Here is a 16,439-nt window from a genome sequence, read left to right as displayed (position 1 = left end):
TGCCCCGCTTCTCATCCCACCTGAATGAATGCATTCACCTAGGTCACTCGCAGAGTACTAGCTCACCAGGAACTGGGTCGCGGCCAGTTCGCGATAAAGGTCGTCCTCCCCCACCAGCTCGGCATGGGTGCCGACCGCGCGCACCCCGCCCGCCTCCATGACCACGATGCGGTCCGCGTTGGTCACCGTGGACAGCCGATGCGCGATGACCAGCACGGTCGTCTCGGCGGCCACCTCGGCGATGACCTCGCGCAGCCGGAGCTCGTTGACCGCGTCGAGCTGCGAGGTCGCCTCGTCCAGCAGGAGCAGCCTGGGCTTGCGCAGCAGCGCCCTGGCGATCGCCACCCGCTGCCGCTCGCCGCCCGACAGCAGCACGCCCCGGTGCCCGACGGCCGTGTCGAGCCCCTCGGGCAGCCTGGACACCAGGTCGTCGAGGCGGGTACGGACGATCGCCCGCCGCAACTCCTCCTCGGTGGCGTCCTGGGCGGCGAAGAGCAGGTTCTCCTTGAGCGTGCCCGCCAGCACGGGCGCGTCCTGCTCGACATAGCCGAGCGTGGCCCGCAACTCGGCGAGCGGCCAGTCGCGGATGTCGCGGCCGTCGACCGTGATCCTGCCGTCCTGGTGCTCGTAGAACCGTTCCAGCAGGGCGAACACCGTCGACTTGCCCGCGCCCGACGGCCCCACGAGCGCGGTCAGCCCGCCGGGCGGCACCTCGAAGCTGACCCCGTCGTGCACGGTCGGCCGGTCGTCCCCGTAGCGGAACACCACGTCCTCGAACCGCACACCCACCGGGTCCCCCGCGCCGAGGGTCACCGGAAGCGGGGCACCGACGGGCTCGGCGGGCAGGTCCTCGATCTCCTTGATCCGCTTCATCGCCGCCAGGCCCTGCTGGAGCTGCACCAGGCCCTCGACGATCTGCCCGATGGGCGCCACCAGGTAGAACAGGTACAGCAGGAACGCGATCAGCGACGAGACCTCCAGCGCGCCGGAGGCGACCCGCGACCCGCCGACGGCCAGCACGCACAGGAAGGCGATCTGCACCGCCATCCAGGTCGCCACCCCGGCCAGCGAGGTCCACCCGGCCACCTGCAGGCCCCGGTCGCGAGCGCGCTCGGCGGCGCCGGCGACGACCGCGATCTCGCGCTCCTCCGCGCCACTGGCCTTGACCGTGCGGTACGCCTGGAGCGCCCGGTCGAGCACGGCACCCATCTCGCCGACGGCCTCCTGGGCCTGCTTCTGCGCCCGCTGGATCCGCGGCATCACCAAACCGGTCAGCCCGCCGATCACCACCACCACGAGCAGCGTGACCAGCAGCAGCACGCCGTCCATGGTCGCCATCATGATGATCGCGCCGACCAGCATGAACACCGAGCCGATCGAGTTCACGATCCCGTTGGTCAGCACGGCCCGCAGCAGCGTCGTGTCACCGGTCACCCGCGACAGCAGGTCGCCGGGCTTGAGCCGGTCCACGTCGGCGACCTTGAGCCGGAACATCCGATCGACGAGCCGGCGTCTGGCACCCAGCACGACGCCCTCACCGGTGCGTTCCATCAGGTACGTGCCCAGCGCCGAGACCACCGCCCCGACCAGCACCGCCACGGTCAGCCCGAGTAACGGCCCGGCCATCGACCTGTTCTGGCCGAAGGCGTCCACCACGTACTTGGCCAGCAACGGCATCGCCAGACCGGCCGCCGAGCCGACCAGGCCCAGCAACCCACCGAGGATCAAGATCCTCCGGTGCGGGCGTATGTAGGCGAGCAGCTCTCTGATCACCATGTTCTCCTCTCGCGATATATCCCGACATCCCAACGAACGGCGGATCAGATTCCGCACCCGTCAACCTAGATTGACGACCAAAGTATGTCAACTTTGATTGACCTCTCATTCTTTGGAAGGAGAGACACATCCATTCGCGGAGCGGCGACGAATAGGCCGTCGAGGAACCCGGCCGGAACCTCTCGATAACGATCAGCCCTCTCGAAAGGACCGAACATGGAGCTCCGGATCAACCGGCGCGCTCTAGTCGGACTGGGCGTCGCGGTGGCGTTGACCGCCTCCTCGTTCGCCCTGCTTCGTACCGACTCCGGCACCGCTTCCTCGCACCGCGAGGCGCCGATGATCGCGGGGGACCCGCGTAACGACAACACCGACGTGTACGCGTTCGTCAGCCCCGACAAAGCCGACACGGTGACGCTGCTCTCCAACTGGATCCCGTTCCAGGAACCGCAGGGCGGCCCGAACTTCTACACGTTCGACACCAAGTCCCGGTACAACATCAAGATCGACAACGATGGCGACGCCAAGCCCGACATCGTGTACCAGTGGACGTTCCGCGATGAGGACCGGCGCGGCAACGACACGTTCCTGTACAACAACGGGCCCGTCACCTCGCTGCACGACGAGAACCTGCTCTTCCGCCAGCGCTACACGCTCAAGCGGATCACCGAGGACGGCAGCAGGACGCTCGTCTCGAACGGTATCGTCGCGCCGAGCAACGTCGGCCCCGCCTCGATGCCCGACTACGGCACGCTGCGCGCCCAGTCCCTGAAGAGCCTCCCGCACGGCGGCAAGGCCTACGCCGGCCAGTCCGACGAGGCGTTCTTCCTGGACCTGCGCGTCTTCGACCTGCTCTACGGCGGCAACCTGACCGAGGTCGGCCAGGACACCACCAAGGGCTACAACGTGAGCACCCTGGCCGTCCAGGTGCCCGCCAGCGACCTGGCGCTCAAGGGCGACGTCAGGCGCAACCCGGTGATCGGCGTCTGGTCCACCACGGACAAGTGGAGCCCGAACGGCTACGCCCAGGTCTCGCGCCTGGGCAACCCGCTGGTCAACGAGGTCGTGGTGCCCGCCGGTCTGAAGGACGCGTTCAACTCGCTGCCCCCGCACAAGGACGCCGACATCCCGGCCGTGGTCAAGCGCGTGACCGACCCCGAGGTGGCCAGGCTGCTGGAGGGCATCTACGGCATCAAGGCGCCCGCGACCCCGCGCGGCGACCTGGTCGAGATCTTCCTGACCGGCATCGCCAAGGGCAACGGGCCGATCAAGGCCGACCTGAACTCGCAGACCCTCAACAAGGACGCCGGCAAGCTGCGGCCCTCCGAGATGCTGCGGCTCAACATGGCGGTTCCGCCGTCCAAGGACCCCAACCGTCTCGGCGTGCTGGCCGGTGACCTGCAGGGCTTCCCGAACGGCCGCCGCCTGTCCGACGACGTCGTGGACATCTCGCTGCAGGCCGTGGCCGGTGCCGCGCTGTCCGGCAAGCTCGTCCCGGGCCTGACGGACAAGGTCGACCAGAACGACAAGCCCTTCTTCCAGTCGTTCCCGTACATCCCGCTGCCCAGCAACGTGGCTGTGAACAAGCGGTGAAGCCCGACCGGCCGGTCTCCTCTCCGGGCCGGCCGGTCCTCCTCCGCGGCGGGCCCGTCTCCCACACTCCCGCCGCGACCCCGGCCGGCTGGCCGTGCCCCCCGTCAGGGCCAGCCGGCCCCCCACCCGTCTCCGCCGACCCTTTCCGATCTCCGGAGCCTTGGATGCGATCCCTCGCCATAGCAGGTGGCCTCGTCGTGGCCGGCGCGCTGGCCTTCACGGCCTACGCCGTCTACGCCCCGCTAGAGACAGCCACCGTGACCACGCGGACCGTGACCTTCACCGAGACGCTGCAGTCCCGCCTGAAGCGCCTGCCCGGTGACTACCGAAGCTGGGCCCAGCTCGGCATGGAGTACGTCGACCAGGCCAGAGTCACCGGCGACCCGTCGTACTACACCAAGGCCGAAGGCGCCCTGGCCACCGCGACCCGCCTGAACGCCGCCGACGACGCGGTGCTGACCGGCCAGGCGGCGCTCGCCGCCGGCCGCCACGAGTTCTCCGACGCGGTACGGCTGGCTCAGCGGGCCATCGGCGCCAACCCGTACAGCGCGGCGGCGCACGGCGTGCTGGCCGACGCCAAGACACAGCTCGGCGACCTGAGCGGCGCCTCGAAGGCCGTGGACAAGATGATGGGGCTGCGCCCCGGCGTGGCGGCGTTCGCCCGCGCCTCCTACGCGGCCGAGCTCCGGGGCGACCGGACGGCGGCCCGCAAGTTCCTGGAGTACGCCCAGAACGACGCCTACGCACCGGCGGACATCGCCTACACCCGCTACTACCTGGGTGAGCTGGCCCTGCACTCGGGCGACCTCGCCGCGGCCGGCACCTGGTACGCCAAGGCGCTCCAGGCCTACCCCGCCTACACTCCGGCGGTCGCCGGACAGGCCAGGGTCGCCGCGCTCAGCGGGCGGACGGCCGAGGCCCTCGACCTCTACCAGCGGGTGGTCGAGCGACTGCCGCTGTCCCAGTACCTCATCGAGCAGGGCGAGACCCGGATCAAGGCGGGGCTGAAGCCCGACTGGACCCTGCTGGAGGCCCAGCGCAAGCTGCTGCGGGCCGCCGGCGTGCGGGACGACCTCACCTGGGCCGAGTTCGAGGCCGACCACGGCGACCCGGCGGTGGCCGTCCGGCATGCCAGGGCCGAGTACGCCCGCAACCCCAACCTCGTCGCCGCCGACGCGCTCGGCTGGGCCCTGTTCAAGGCGGGCAAGCCGCGCGAGGCGCTGCCGTACGCGAAGAAGGCCACCTCGACCGGCTGGCGCAACCCGCTGCTCGCCTACCACCGTGCCCGGATCGAGCGCGCGCTCGGCAAGCCCGCGCGCGTGGCCCCGGGCTTCGATCCGTCCCTGCCCGCACTGGCGAGGTTCTCATGAGAGTGCTCCGGCTCGGCCTGCTCACGGGCCTGCTGTTGTCGATGGGCGTATCGGTCCTGTTCACGACCGCGGCGCGGGCGGAGACGGCGGCCAGGCATCCGCTCGGCAACTTCACCGTCAACCACTACAACGGGCTGCGCCTGCGGCCCGACCGGGTGGAGAACAAGGCGGTCGTGGACGCCGCCGAACTGCCCACGCTCCAGGCCAAACCGAACGTGGACGCCTCGTACGCGGCCAGGACCTGCGCCACGCTGGCCGCCGCCCAGCGGCTCACCATCCATGGCACGGCGGTGCCGTGGCGGGTGTCGGGTTCGGAGTTCGCGTACGCGCCCGGGCAGGGCGGCCTGCAGACCAGCCGCCTGACCTGCCGGCTGGTCGCCGAGGCCCGCGTGTCGGGCACGGTGTCCTTCGCCGACGCGTTCGAGCAGGACCGGATCGGCTGGCGAGAGATCACCGCCGTCGGTGACGGGGTACGGCTGACCCAGTCGTCCGTGCCGTCGGCCAGTGTGAGCGACGAGCTGCGCAAGTACCCCGAGGACCTGCTGACCAACCCGCTCGACCAGCGCACGGCCACCATCACCGTCGGTGGCGCCGCCTCCGCCCTGTCCGGCGGCGGCTCTCCCAGCTCCGGCGGGACGCCGTCCGGGCTCGGCACGATCAGCGTCGGCGGGCCGATCGGGGACGCGCTGGCGGCGCTGGACCGGACGTTCACCGGCCTGATCGGCGCCGACTCGCTCACGGTGCCGCTCGGGCTGCTGGCCGTGGGCCTGGCGATGCTGCTCGGGGCCGGGCACGCGCTGATCCCCGGGCACGGCAAGACGATCATGGCCGCGTACCTGGCCGGGCGGCGCGGGCGACCGCGTGATGCCCTGGTCGTGGGGGCCACGGTGACGGCCACGCACACGGCCGGGGTGCTGGTGGTGGGGCTGCTGCTGAGCGCGTTCACCGCGCTGGCCGGGGAGTCGGTGCTGGGGTGGCTGGGGGTGGCCAGCGGTGTGCTGATCGCCTTCATCGGCCTGCGCCTGCTCCTGTCCACCCGCCGCGACTCCGGTCACGGGCATGGCCACGGACATGGGCACGGACATGGGCATGGGCACGGCCACGAACGCTCGACGCGGGCCGGCCTGCTCGGGATGGGGGTGGCGGGCGGGCTGGTGCCGAGCCCGTCGGCGCTCATCGTGCTGCTCGGGGCGATCGCGCTGGGCCGTACCTGGTTCGGGGTGGCGCTGGTCACCGCGTACGGCATCGGCATGGCGGCGACGCTCACCGTCACGGGCCTGCTGCTGGTCAAGCTCGTCGACCGCCTCGAACGGCGCGCCTCGCTGGGACGGGGCCTGGCCGCCCGGCTGTCCACCCTGGCGCCGCTGGGCACGGCCGGCATGGTGATGCTGCTGGGCGCGGGCCTGGCCCTGCGCTCGGCCATCGCCCTCTAGGCGCCCGCGCTAGGTGGGCCGGCGGCCGCGCCGGGTGGAGGGCAGATCATGGCGTCCCGAGACGAACTCCTGGAACGCGATCTTGGCCCTGATCACCGGCCGCCGCCACCGTTCCTCCCGGTGCGCGGCCTTGGCCAGCTTCCGCGGCGAGCGCTTCTCGTAGAACAGGTGGGCCCACGGAGAGCCCGGCCTGGCCAGGCGGATCGCGCAGACCACCAGGAGCACCGGTACGAACAGCCCGACCATCCCGGTCCAGATCTTGCCCTTCGACAGGGTGATGACGGCGAGCACCATGTTCGCCACGACCAGCGCGCCCGGGTTGACCGGGGTCCCGTAGTCGAACGTCAGCGGCCGGAGCCCGGTGAGCAGCAGCCCCGTCACCGCGACCGCGATGAACACCGCGTCGACCGAGGTGCGCCCCTCTTCCTCCCAGTAGACGTCGTGCAGGTGCAGAATCAGCGCGAACTCGTCCAGCACCAGAGCGGACCCGACCCCGAAAACGGCGGCCGCGGCGGCGTAGGCCACCTGCGAGGCCGACGACACGATCAGCCCGCTGACCCCGCCGACCAGCATGAGCACGACCCCGAACACCACGTGGTGGATGTGCATCTCACCCACGTTGACGTTACGGAACCACCCGACCTTCGCCCTGATCAGCCGCACGTTGACGCGGGTCGCCACGAAGGCCGCGATGAGCGCGACGAAGAAACAGAGCAGCGGCAGCCGCCCTGTCACGACGATGTTCAGCTCGAACCAGTTCTCCATGACCTTGGAACTGATGCTACGAGCCCTATCGCCCTCCCTTGACCGCAAGGGTCCCGAAAGGACCTCAGGACAGGAACGCGCGCAGCAGTGCCGCTGTGCCTTCCAGGTGTTCGGACACCGCTCGACGGGCCCCTTCCGGGTCACCGGCCAGGATGGCCGCCACGATCGCCTCGTGCTGGAGGGCGGAGTGGTCGAGGTTGACCTGGAGCATGGGGATGGCGTTGAGGAGGTCGCTGACCCGCAGGCGCGCGTCGGCGCAGGCGGTGGTGAGCAGGGGGGAACCGGTCAGTTCGGCGATCGACAGGTGGAAGGCCGTGTCCAGGCGCCGGTAGTCCTCGACGCCCGCCTTGTTGAGGTCCGCGAGCCGGCCGCGCAGGAGGGCGCGCTGGGCGTCGGTGAGCGTGGCCGCCGCCAGGACCTCCGCCGCCCCGCATTCCACGGCCATCCGGAAGGTCAGCGCGTCGGTGAGGTCGGCCGAGCCCATGTCGGCCACGACCCTGCGCAGGTCGCCGCTGCCCGGCTGAGGAGGGGCGTAAGTGACGAAGGCGCCGCCGTACCGGCCGCGCCGCACCTCGAGGTAACCCGCGTCCTGGAGCGCCCGGATCGCCTCTCGCAGCGTCACCCTGCTGATGCCGAGCTGGACCGCGAGCTCGCGCTCCGGGGGCAGCTTCCGGCCCGGCGCGACCACGCCAAGCTTGATCGCCTGGAGCAGCCGTTCTACCGTCTCCTCGAAGGCGTTACCTGCCCTGACCGGCCGTAACACCGTCATCAACCGCGCTGAGTCGTCCAACGTGTCCTCAGGTCTTGACAAGCGATCCCCATATGCACATCAATGGTCTAAGAGTAGCCCAATTAGCCCGAAAGCGAGCGAACTTACGTGAGCGAGCGAGGTCTTCCACAACCCGGACCGCTGTCCGTCGACGAGCTGCGTGACGAGGTGGCCGCCGGGCGGGTCGACACCGTGCTGCTCGCGATCGCCGACATGCAGGGTCGATTGCAGGGCAAGCGACTGTCGGCCCGCTATTTCCTGAACGAGGTGCTCGGGCACGGCTCCGAGGGCTGCAACTACCTGCTCGCCGTGGACGTCGACATGAACACGGTCGACGGCTACGCGATGTCCTCCTGGGACCGCGGCTACGGCGATTTCGTGATGAAGCCCGATATGTCCACGTTGCGGTGGGTCCCCTGGCAGGAGGGGACCGTCATGCTCATGGCGGACCTGGCCTGGGAGAACGACGAGGACGTGACCGCCTCGCCGCGGCAGATCCTGCGTCGGCAGCTCGCCCGGCTCGCCGACCGCGGCCTGGCCGCCTTCGTCGGCACCGAGCTGGAGTTCGTGGTGTACGAAGACAGCTACGAGGACGCGTGGAAGCGCGGCTACCGCGACCTGACCCCCGCGAACCTCTACAACGTCGACTACTCCCTCCTCGGTACGGCCCGCATCGAACCCCTCCTTCGCCGGATAAGGCGGGACATGGAGGGAGCTGGGCTGTACGTCGAGTCCGCCAAGGGCGAGTGCAACCTGGGCCAGCACGAGATCGCCTTCCGCTACGACGAGGCGCTGAAGACCTGCGACAACCACTCCATCTACAAGAACGGCGCCAAGGAGATCGCGGCTCAGGAGGGCAAGTCGATCACCTTCATGGCCAAGCCGAACGCCCGCGAGGGCAACTCCTGCCACATCCACATCTCGCTGTGGAGCGTGGAGGGCGAATCGGTCATGGCGGGCGACGGCCCGTACGGGCTCTCCGAGCTCGGCGCCCGCTTCATCGCCGGGCAACTGGCCCGCATGCGCGAGCTCACCCTCTTCTACGCCCCGAACATCAACTCATACAAGCGCTACGTCCCCGGCAGCTTCGCCCCCACGGCCGTCAAGTGGGGCGTGGACAACCGCACCTGCTCGCTCCGGCTCGTCGGCCACGGGCAGTCGCTGCGGATCGAGAACCGGGTGCCGGGCGGCGACGTGAACCCCTACCTCGCGGTCTCGGCGCTGATCGCGGCCGGGCTGCACGGCATCGACGAGGAGCTGTCGCTGGAGGACGCGTTCGAGGGCAACGCCTACGAGTCCGGCGCCGAGACCGTGCCCCACACGCTGCGGGACGCGCTGGCGCTGTTCGAGGGGTCGAAGCTGGCGCGGGAGACGTTCGGCGACGACGTGGTGGCGCACTATGCGAACAACGCCCGGGTCGAGCTGGCCGCCTTCGACGCGGCGGTCACGGACTGGGAGCTGTTCCGGGGTTTCGAGCGGATGTGAGCAAGATGCTGATCGTCAATCCGGCGACGGAGGAAGTCCTCGCCGACATGGAGCCGGCCGACGCGGCCGAGGTCGACCGGGCCGTGGAGCGTGCCAGGCGGGCCTACGAGAGCTGGCGCGACGTGGCGCCCGGCGACCGGGCGCGGCTGCTGCGCCGCTTCGCCGACCTGGTGGACCAGCACCGCGAGGAGCTGGCCCTGCTGGAGCTGACGAACTCCGGCCACCCGATCGGCAACGCCCGCTGGGAGGCGGGCGCGGTACGCGACGTGCTGCACTTCTACGCCGCCGCGCCCGAACGCAACCACGGCAAGCAGATCCCGGTGCCCGGCGGGGTGGACATCACGTTCCAGGAGCCGCTGGGCGTGGTGGGCGTGATCGTGCCGTGGAACTTCCCGATGCTCATCATGAGCTGGGGTGTCGCCCCGGCGCTCGCGGCGGGCAACACGGTGATCGTCAAGCCCGCCGAATGGACCCCGCTGACCGCACTGAGGCTGGCCGAGCTGGGCCTCGCCGCGGGCCTCCCCGAGGGGGTGCTCCAGGTGCTGCCTGGGGCAGGGGAGGTGGCGGGGGCCCGCCTGGTCGAGCACCCGGGGGTTGCCAAGATCGTGTTCACCGGCTCGACCGAGGTGGGCAAGCAGATCGCCGCCAAGGCGGCGGCCCAGGTCAAGCGCATCACCCTCGAACTAGGCGGCAAAAACGCAAATATCGTTTTTGCAGACTCGGATCTCGAAAAAGCGGCGAAAACCGCGCCCTATGCCGTCTTCGATAACTCTGGCCAGGACTGCTGTGCCCGGTCGCGGATCCTGGTGCAGGCCGAGGTCTACGACGAGTTCCTGGAGCGGCTGGTGCCGGCCGTGCGGAACGTCAAAGTCGGCGACCCGCTCGACGAGAGCACCGAGATGGGCCCGCTGATCAGCGCCGAACATCTGGACCGGGTGCGCGGCTTCATCGACGGCCCTCCCTACCTCCAGGGCGACTGCCCGCAGGGCAAGGGGTTCTGGTTCCCGCCCACGGTCCTGACGTCGGCGGTCACCGACCGGGCGTTCACCGAGGAGGTCTTCGGGCCGGTGGTGTCGGTGGTGCCGTTCGCGGACGAGGCGGAGGCCGTACGCATCGCCAACGACACGCGCTACGGCCTGAGCGGCTCCATCTGGACCCGCGACGTCGGCCGGGCGCTGCGCGTCGCGCGGGCCGTGGAGGCCGGGGCGCTGTCGGTGAACTCGCATTCGTCGGTCCGCCACTGGACGCCGTTCGGTGGCTTCAAGGAGTCCGGCCTCGGCCGGGAGCTGGGCCCGGACGCCCTCTCGGCGTTCACCGAGACCAAGAACGTCTTCATCTCAACGGAGTGAGCACATGCAGCGTTTGCACAACCGCGTCGCCGTGATCACCGGGGCGGCCGGCGGGATCGGCCTGGCCACCGCGCGCCGGTTCGCCGAGGAGGGCGCCAAGGTGGTCTGCGCCGACGTCGACGAGGAGGCGGGCACCAAGGCCGCCTCCGAGGTGGGCGGGATCTTCGTCAAGGTCGACGTGACCAGCGAGGAGGACGTCGTCCGGATGTTCCAGACGGCGTTCGACACCTATGGCTCCGTCGACATCGCGTTCAACAACGCGGGCATCTCGCCGCCCGATGACGACTCGATCCTGGAGACCGGCATCGAGGCGTGGCGGCGGGTGCAGGAGGTGAACCTGACCAGCGTCTACCTCTGCTGCAAGCACGCGATCCCGTACATGCGGCGCCAGGGGAAGGGCTCGATCATCAACACCGCGTCGTTCGTGGCGGTGATGGGCTCGGCGACGTCGCAGATCTCCTACACCGCCTCGAAGGGCGGGGTGCTGGCGATGTCGCGCGAGCTCGGCGTCCAGTTCGCGCGTGAGGGGATCCGGGTGAACGCGCTGTGCCCGGGGCCGGTCAACACGCCGCTGCTGCGGGAGCTGTTCGCGAAGGACCCCGAGCGGGCGGCGCGGCGCCTGGTGCACGTGCCGGTGGGACGCTTCGCCGAGGCGTCCGAGATCGCGGCTGCGGTGGCGTTCCTGGCCAGCGACGACGCCTCGTTCATCACCGGATCGGAGTTTCTCGTCGATGGGGGTATTTCGAGTGCGTACGTCACCCCTCTGTAGCAAGGGGATGTCGTGAAGCGGCCTGTCATCGGGATCACGTCCTATGTGGAGCCTGCCCGGTTCACCGTGTGGGACATGCCGGTCGCCCTGTTGCCGTATATGTACGTGGAGCAGGTGGTCCGGGCCGGCGGGCAGCCGGTGATCCTGCCGCCCGCCGGGGAGCCGGCCGAGCTGGTGGGACGGCTGGACGGGCTGATCCTGGCCGGTGGAGGCGACGTCTCGCCCGACCGGTATGGGCAGGAGCCGGATGAGCGGACCGGCTATATCCGGAAATTTCGCGATGCGGCGGAGTTTGCGGTGCTTGAGGCCGCTCTTGAGGCCGACGTGCCCTATCTCGGGATATGTCGGGGGATGCAGGTGCTCAACGTCGCGCTCGGCGGGACGTTGCACCAGCATCTGCCCGACGTGGTCGGACACACCGGGCACTCCCCCGCACCCGGCCAGTTCGGCCAGCTCCCCGTACGACCCGTGGCGGGCACCCGCGTCGCCAAGGCGCTCGGGGCCGTGCCGGAGGACGTGCCGCACTACCACCACCAGGCCGTCGATCGGCTCGCTCCCGGGCTGGCCCTGGCCGCCGTGGCCGATGACGGCACGATCGAGGCGGTGGAGTTGGAGTCCCGGACGTTCGCCGTGGCCGTGCAGTGGCATCCGGAGGCGGCGAAGGACTGCGCGCTGTTCGAGGCACTCATCGCCGCCTGCTGAACGCTCGCGCCGCCGCCAGGCCCGTTCGCCATGAAATGGCGGGATCCGCACGCGACAACTCCCCCATAACGGCACTAGGCTTGCCGCATCACCGACGAAACCGTGCGGGAGAGCGTCCTGGCATCCGGCCAGGACCCCTGAAGGAGCAAGCCCTCCCCGCGAACCTCTCAAGGTAAAGGACCGCACGGACGAGGTGTCCTCTGGAAAGCAGGCCTGGCGGCCTCGCCGAAGGTGAAAGTCCGGCAAAATCCGGGCGAAGCTCTCAGGCACCGATGACAGAGGGGGAGGATCCCTGCATCCGATCCTGCCCTGAGGTGCGCATATGTCACGTCCCACACCGCTTCGAGACGTCCATGAGAGCCTCGGCGCGACCCTGACCGATTTCGCCGGGTGGCTGATGCCGCTCCGCTACGGCAGCGAGTCCGCCGAGCACAACGCCGTCCGCCAGGCGGCCGGGCTGTTCGACCTCTCCCACATGGGCGAGATCTTCGTGACCGGGCCGCAGGCCGGCGAGGCGCTCGACTACGCGTTGGTGGGACACCTGTCGGCACTCGCGCCCGGCCGGGCCCGCTACACCATGATCGTGAACGAGCGTGGCGGGGTGCTGGACGACCTGATCGTCTACCGGCTGGGGGACGAGGAGTTCATGGTTGTGGCTAACGCCTCCAACTATGAAAAAGTCGGGGAAGAGCTGAAAAATCGCGCCAAGTCGTACAACGCGGTGGTTGAGGATCGCTCGGAGCAGTACGCGCTGATCGCCGTGCAGGGGCCGCGCGCGCAGGAGATCCTCGCCACGCTCACCGACGCCGACCTCGCCGGGCTGAAGTACTACGCGGGCCTGCCCGGTCTGGTCGACGGGCGGCAGGCGCTCATCGCGCGCACGGGCTACACGGGTGAGGATGGTTTCGAGCTGTTCGTGGCCAACCAGGACGCCGTGCCGCTCTGGCACGCGCTGACCGAGGCCGGCCGTACGCACGGGCTGCGACCGGCGGGTCTGTCCAGCCGTGACACGCTCAGGCTCGAAGCAGGCATGCCACTGTACGGCAACGAGCTCGGCGTGGAGCTGACCCCGTTCGACGCGGGGCTGGGCAGAGTGGTGAAATTCGACAAGCCGGGCGACTTCGTCGGCAGGTCGGCGCTGGAGGCGGTCAAGGACACGCCACCACGGCGCCGGCTCGTCGGCCTGGTCGCGCGGGGGCGCCGGGTGCCACGCCATGGATACCCGGTGACCAAGGACGGCGCCGTCGTCGGCGAGGTCACCAGCGGGGCTCCCTCCCAGACTCTGGGCAAACCCATCGCGATGGCCTACGTCGACCACGGGGCCGAGGCAGGTCTGGCCGTGGACATCCGGGGCAGCCATGAACCTATGGACCTCATTGAGCTGCCCTTCTACAGGAGGAACAAGTGAGCAACATCCCTGACGACCTGAGCTACACCAAAGAGCACGAGTGGGTCGCCGGCCTCGACGACGGCATCACCGTGACCATCGGCATCACGGCCTACGCGGCCGAGGCGCTGGGTGATGTCGTCTACGTGCAGCTCCCCGAAGCCGGCTCGACCGTCGAGGCGGGCGACTCCGTGGGCGAGGTCGAGTCGACCAAGTCGGTGAGTGAGATCTACACCCCCGTCGGCGGCGAGGTCGTCGAGGTCAACCAGGCGGTCGTGGACGACCCGTCGCTGGCCAACAGCGACCCCTACGGTGACGGCTGGATGTTCCGCGTGCGCGTGGAAGGCGACCCCGAGGACCTGCTCTCCGCCGAGGAGTACTCGGCGCTCACCTCAGGCGAGTCCTGATCCACCCGCCGGGGTCCTGCCGGACCCCGGCCCTTCTGAAGGGCGCCATCAATGGCGATCAGCGTCTTCGACCTCTTCAAGATCGGCATCGGCCCGTCGAGCTCGCACACCGGCGGTCCCATGGCCGCCGCACACCGGTTCGCCCGCAGCCTGCACGATGACGGCCTGCTCGCGCGTACGGCCCGCGTCGAGGCGATCCTGTACGGCTCGCTCGGCCTGACCGGCAAGGGGCACGGCAGCGACAAGGCCGTCCTGCTGGGGCTGTCCGGCGAGAAGCCCGAGCTGGTCGACGTGGACGGCATCGACGCGCGCCTGGCCGAGATGCGCGAGTCCGGCACGGTCAAGCTGTACGGCACGCAGGAGATCCCCTTCGTCGTGGGCGAGGACCTCGTCTTCGAACGCAAGATCTCCCTGCCCGAGCACCCGAACGGCATGCGCTTCACCGCCTTCTCCGCCTCGGGCGAGACGCTGCGCGAGAAGGTCTACTTCTCGGTCGGCGGCGGCTTCGTGGTGGACGAGCAGGCCACCGGCGCCGACCGCATCAAGCCCGACGACACCGTGCTGCCCTACCCCTTCACGACCGGGGAAGAGCTGCTCAAGCACTGCTCCAACACGGGCCTGTCCATCTCCGCGCTGATGCTGGAGAACGAGCAGGCGTTCGGCCGGTCCGCCGAGGAGATCCGCGCCCAGATCCTGCACCTGTGGCAGGTCATGTGCGAGTGCGTCAAGCGCGGCATCGCCAAGGAGGGCGTCCTGCCGGGCGGCCTGAAGGTCAAGCGGCGCGCGAACCGCCTCCACCGCCGCCTGCAGACGGAGTCGCCGGAGACGGATCCGCTGCACGCCATGGACTGGGTGTCGCTGTTCGCGCTGGCGGTCAACGAGGAGAACGCCGCGGGCGGCCGCGTCGTCACCGCGCCCACAAACGGCGCGGCGGGCATCATCCCCGCCGTCCTGACGTACTACACCCGCTTCGTCCCCCATGCCGCCGACGACGGCATCGTCCGCTTCTTCCTCACCGCGGCGGCGATCGGCGTCCTGTTCAAGGAGAACGCCTCGATCTCGGGCGCCGAGGTCGGCTGCCAGGGCGAGGTCGGCTCGGCCTGCTCCATGGCCGCCGCGGGCCTCACCGAGGTCCTGGGCGGCACGCCCGAGCAGGTGGAGAACGCGGCGGAGATCGGCATCGAGCACAACCTGGGCCTGACCTGCGACCCGATCGGCGGCCTGGTCCAGATCCCGTGCATCGAACGCAACGCGGTGGCCTCCATCAAGGCCATCGCCGCGGCCCGCATCGCCCTGCGCGGCGACGGCCAGCACTTCGTCGCCCTGGACAAGGCCATCAAGACGATGAGGGACACCGGCCGCGACATGCTCGACAAGTACAAGGAGACGTCACGCGGCGGGCTGGCCGTCAATGTCATCGAGTGCTGACCAAGAAGCCGGCCGAGCTGCTGGTCAGCGGCGGACGTGGACCCGGACCACGGTGCCGACCTCGTCGTCGCGGACCTCGCGGCGGATGCGCCCGACGATCTCCTTGTCCAGTTTGCTGACCACCGCGCCGACGTCGGCGGAGGAGGGGCAGCTGAGGGAGATGCGGAGGCGGGCCGCGTCGCCGACCACGCGGGCGCTGGCCCGGGTCAGGCCGTCGATGTCCTTCAGGCCGATGCAGAGCATGGCCGTGCCCGTGCCGTTGCGGACGCCGTGGCGGCCCCAGCCCAGGCAGAGCATCAGCCAGCGGAACGCGGTCAGCGCGAGCACCAGCATGACGAACGCCCCTGCCCACAGGGCCCAGGGCTGGTCGGCGATGGCCTGGGCGGTGCGGTCCGGCAGGATCTTTCCGCGTGGCGACAGGCCGGGCAGCTTGTCCTCGCCCCGTAGCCAGGCGTAGCCGCCCAGGACCAGCAGCAGCGCGCCGACCACGGCCAGGCCGATCCGGTTGCCCGCGTACTGCCGCATCACAGCCCCTTCCGGCGCAGTCGTACGATGACCTCGGCCGCGGCCAGGGTGCCCACGCTCGCCAGGCGGTCGCCGACCGCGCTGCCGACCTGTCTGAGCATCGAGCCGGAGCTCTCGGGGCCGGTGAAGACCCGGACCTCGATCGTGCGCCTGCGCAGCCGTACCCGGGCCCGTTCCACGCCCTCGACCTCCTGGGCGACGGCCCGCAGCGTACGGCGGAGGCCGACCCGGGTGATGCCGATGACGATCAGCGGGTCGGACGTCTCGACCGGCACGAGCCTGGACCGGCCGGGCACGGCGGCCAGCAGCAGCAGCACGGCACCCGTGGCCATGGTCAGCAGGGCCGGCAGCGACAGTTCGGCCCAGGCGCGATGGGCCGCGAACTCGAGGAGACCGGACACCGGCAGCCAGCCGAGCGGCCTGCCCAGCAGGGCGGACACCACCTCGGCGGTGGTGAGCCCGAGCCCGGCGGTCACCGCGAACGCCACGACGGCCCCGGCGGGCGTGCGCGCCGGTCTGAGCACCCGGCCCGACCTGCGCAACGGGCTCTCCTGCGCGACGATTCCGGCGCCGGACAGTATCTGCTGGAGGGCGGTCATCACACCGCCAGAGGTACACGGACCGGGCATCCCCCGGACCATTCCCCCGCCGCCGGTTTGCCGGATCATTACAGGAGGCCCA

At 70.1% G+C, this 16,439-nt stretch carries 15 protein-coding genes and 1 riboswitch; of the genes, 10 read left to right on the top strand and 5 right to left on the bottom strand.

The features are described 5' to 3' along the window. Positions 1–57: 57 nt before the first annotated feature. A complete protein-coding gene (locus AB0B91_RS07915) occupies positions 58–1,776 on the bottom strand; it encodes an ABC transporter ATP-binding protein (RefSeq protein ID WP_358317256.1) in 1,719 nt (572 codons plus the stop codon). Positions 1,777–1,992: 216 nt separating this feature from the next. Here AB0B91_RS07915 and AB0B91_RS07910 point away from each other — a divergent pair, with 216 nt between their 5' ends. From AB0B91_RS07910 to AB0B91_RS07900, 3 genes are all read left to right on the top strand, one after another. Continuing rightward, entirely contained in the window at positions 1,993–3,369 is a 1,377-nt protein-coding gene (locus tag AB0B91_RS07910; protein WP_358317254.1) for a DUF4331 domain-containing protein, read from the top strand. Between the two features lie 164 nt (positions 3,370–3,533). Beyond that, positions 3,534–4,739: a tetratricopeptide repeat protein gene (locus AB0B91_RS07905; protein ID WP_358317252.1), complete on the top strand. Its 1,206-nt coding sequence runs from the start codon at positions 3,534–3,536 to the stop codon at positions 4,737–4,739. After that, on the top strand, positions 4,736–6,172 hold the full coding sequence (locus tag AB0B91_RS07900; protein ID WP_358317250.1) for a High-affinity nickel-transporter: 1,437 nt from the start codon (positions 4,736–4,738) through the stop codon (positions 6,170–6,172). Before AB0B91_RS07905 ends, AB0B91_RS07900 begins: the two co-directional genes overlap by 4 nt. 9 nt (positions 6,173–6,181) lie before the next feature. Here the strand turns inward: AB0B91_RS07900 and AB0B91_RS07895 are convergent, their stop codons facing one another. Further along, positions 6,182–6,937, bottom strand: a complete 756-nt coding sequence (locus AB0B91_RS07895; protein ID WP_358317248.1) for a hypothetical protein — start codon at positions 6,935–6,937, stop codon at positions 6,182–6,184. A 64-nt stretch (positions 6,938–7,001) separates the two neighbouring features. After that, positions 7,002–7,706: an FCD domain-containing protein gene (locus tag AB0B91_RS07890; RefSeq protein WP_358317517.1), complete on the bottom strand. Its 705-nt coding sequence runs from the start codon at positions 7,704–7,706 to the stop codon at positions 7,002–7,004. Between the two features lie 108 nt (positions 7,707–7,814). On the opposite strand from AB0B91_RS07890, the gene AB0B91_RS07885 reads away from it, so the two are divergent. The 7 genes from AB0B91_RS07885 to AB0B91_RS07855 all read left to right on the top strand — a co-directional run bounded on the left by AB0B91_RS07885 (position 7,815) and on the right by AB0B91_RS07855 (position 15,233). Next, the gene (locus AB0B91_RS07885; RefSeq protein ID WP_358317246.1) at positions 7,815–9,191 is read left to right on the top strand and encodes a glutamine synthetase family protein; all 1,377 of its coding nucleotides are present in this window, start codon (positions 7,815–7,817) and stop codon (positions 9,189–9,191) included. Then, positions 9,188–10,540 carry an aldehyde dehydrogenase family protein gene (locus AB0B91_RS07880; protein ID WP_358317244.1) on the top strand — a complete coding sequence of 451 codons (1,353 nt, stop codon included), beginning with the start codon at positions 9,188–9,190 and terminating at the stop codon, positions 10,538–10,540. Before AB0B91_RS07885 ends, AB0B91_RS07880 begins: the two co-directional genes overlap by 4 nt. A gap of 4 nt (positions 10,541–10,544) precedes the next feature. Continuing rightward, complete coding sequence (locus tag AB0B91_RS07875) at positions 10,545–11,309, top strand: 3-oxoacyl-ACP reductase (protein ID WP_358317242.1); 765 nt, start codon at positions 10,545–10,547, stop codon at positions 11,307–11,309. Between the two features lie 12 nt (positions 11,310–11,321). After that, a complete protein-coding gene (locus tag AB0B91_RS07870) occupies positions 11,322–12,011 on the top strand; it encodes a gamma-glutamyl-gamma-aminobutyrate hydrolase family protein (protein WP_358317240.1) in 690 nt (229 codons plus the stop codon). 95 nt (positions 12,012–12,106) lie between these two features. Beyond that, positions 12,107–12,204: riboswitch (glycine riboswitch) on the top strand. Positions 12,205–12,333: 129 nt separating this feature from the next. Next, complete coding sequence (gcvT, locus tag AB0B91_RS07865) at positions 12,334–13,419, top strand: glycine cleavage system aminomethyltransferase GcvT (protein ID WP_358317238.1); 1,086 nt, start codon at positions 12,334–12,336, stop codon at positions 13,417–13,419. Beyond that, positions 13,416–13,805, top strand: a complete 390-nt coding sequence (gene gcvH / locus AB0B91_RS07860; protein WP_358317236.1) for a glycine cleavage system protein GcvH — start codon at positions 13,416–13,418, stop codon at positions 13,803–13,805. Before gcvT ends, gcvH begins: the two co-directional genes overlap by 4 nt. A gap of 51 nt (positions 13,806–13,856) precedes the next feature. Beyond that, positions 13,857–15,233: an L-serine ammonia-lyase gene (locus AB0B91_RS07855; RefSeq protein ID WP_358317234.1), complete on the top strand. Its 1,377-nt coding sequence runs from the start codon at positions 13,857–13,859 to the stop codon at positions 15,231–15,233. A 24-nt stretch (positions 15,234–15,257) separates the two neighbouring features. Here the strand turns inward: AB0B91_RS07855 and AB0B91_RS07850 are convergent, their stop codons facing one another. Together AB0B91_RS07850 and AB0B91_RS07845 are read right to left on the bottom strand one after the other, a co-directional pair. Further along, on the bottom strand, positions 15,258–15,758 hold the full coding sequence (locus AB0B91_RS07850; protein ID WP_358317232.1) for a hypothetical protein: 501 nt from the start codon (positions 15,756–15,758) through the stop codon (positions 15,258–15,260). Further along, positions 15,758–16,357 carry a DUF6286 domain-containing protein gene (locus AB0B91_RS07845; protein ID WP_358317515.1) on the bottom strand — a complete coding sequence of 200 codons (600 nt, stop codon included), beginning with the start codon at positions 16,355–16,357 and terminating at the stop codon, positions 15,758–15,760. Before AB0B91_RS07845 ends, AB0B91_RS07850 begins: the two co-directional genes overlap by 1 nt. Positions 16,358–16,439 lie beyond the last annotated feature (82 nt).

Source organism: Nonomuraea sp. NPDC049141, from assembly GCF_040648415.1.
GTDB lineage: Bacteria > Actinomycetota > Actinomycetes > Streptosporangiales > Streptosporangiaceae > Nonomuraea.
This window is presented reverse-complemented; position numbering and strand designations above follow the sequence as displayed.

Coding starts and splice junctions, on each gene's coding strand:
- AB0B91_RS07850 (WP_358317232.1), bottom strand. CDS start 15,758: ATGCGGCAGTACGCGGGCAACCGGATCGGCCTGGCCGTGGTCGGCGCG.
- AB0B91_RS07875 (WP_358317242.1), top strand. CDS start 10,545: ATGCAGCGTTTGCACAACCGCGTCGCCGTGATCACCGGGGCGGCCGGC.
- AB0B91_RS07900 (WP_358317250.1), top strand. CDS start 4,736: ATGAGAGTGCTCCGGCTCGGCCTGCTCACGGGCCTGCTGTTGTCGATG.
- gcvT (WP_358317238.1), top strand. CDS start 12,334: ATGTCACGTCCCACACCGCTTCGAGACGTCCATGAGAGCCTCGGCGCG.
- AB0B91_RS07905 (WP_358317252.1), top strand. CDS start 3,534: ATGCGATCCCTCGCCATAGCAGGTGGCCTCGTCGTGGCCGGCGCGCTG.
- AB0B91_RS07915 (WP_358317256.1), bottom strand. CDS start 1,776: ATGGTGATCAGAGAGCTGCTCGCCTACATACGCCCGCACCGGAGGATC.
- AB0B91_RS07845 (WP_358317515.1), bottom strand. CDS start 16,357: ATGACCGCCCTCCAGCAGATACTGTCCGGCGCCGGAATCGTCGCGCAG.
- AB0B91_RS07910 (WP_358317254.1), top strand. CDS start 1,993: ATGGAGCTCCGGATCAACCGGCGCGCTCTAGTCGGACTGGGCGTCGCG.
- AB0B91_RS07895 (WP_358317248.1), bottom strand. CDS start 6,937: ATGGAGAACTGGTTCGAGCTGAACATCGTCGTGACAGGGCGGCTGCCG.
- AB0B91_RS07890 (WP_358317517.1), bottom strand. CDS start 7,706: ATGACGGTGTTACGGCCGGTCAGGGCAGGTAACGCCTTCGAGGAGACG.
- AB0B91_RS07855 (WP_358317234.1), top strand. CDS start 13,857: ATGGCGATCAGCGTCTTCGACCTCTTCAAGATCGGCATCGGCCCGTCG.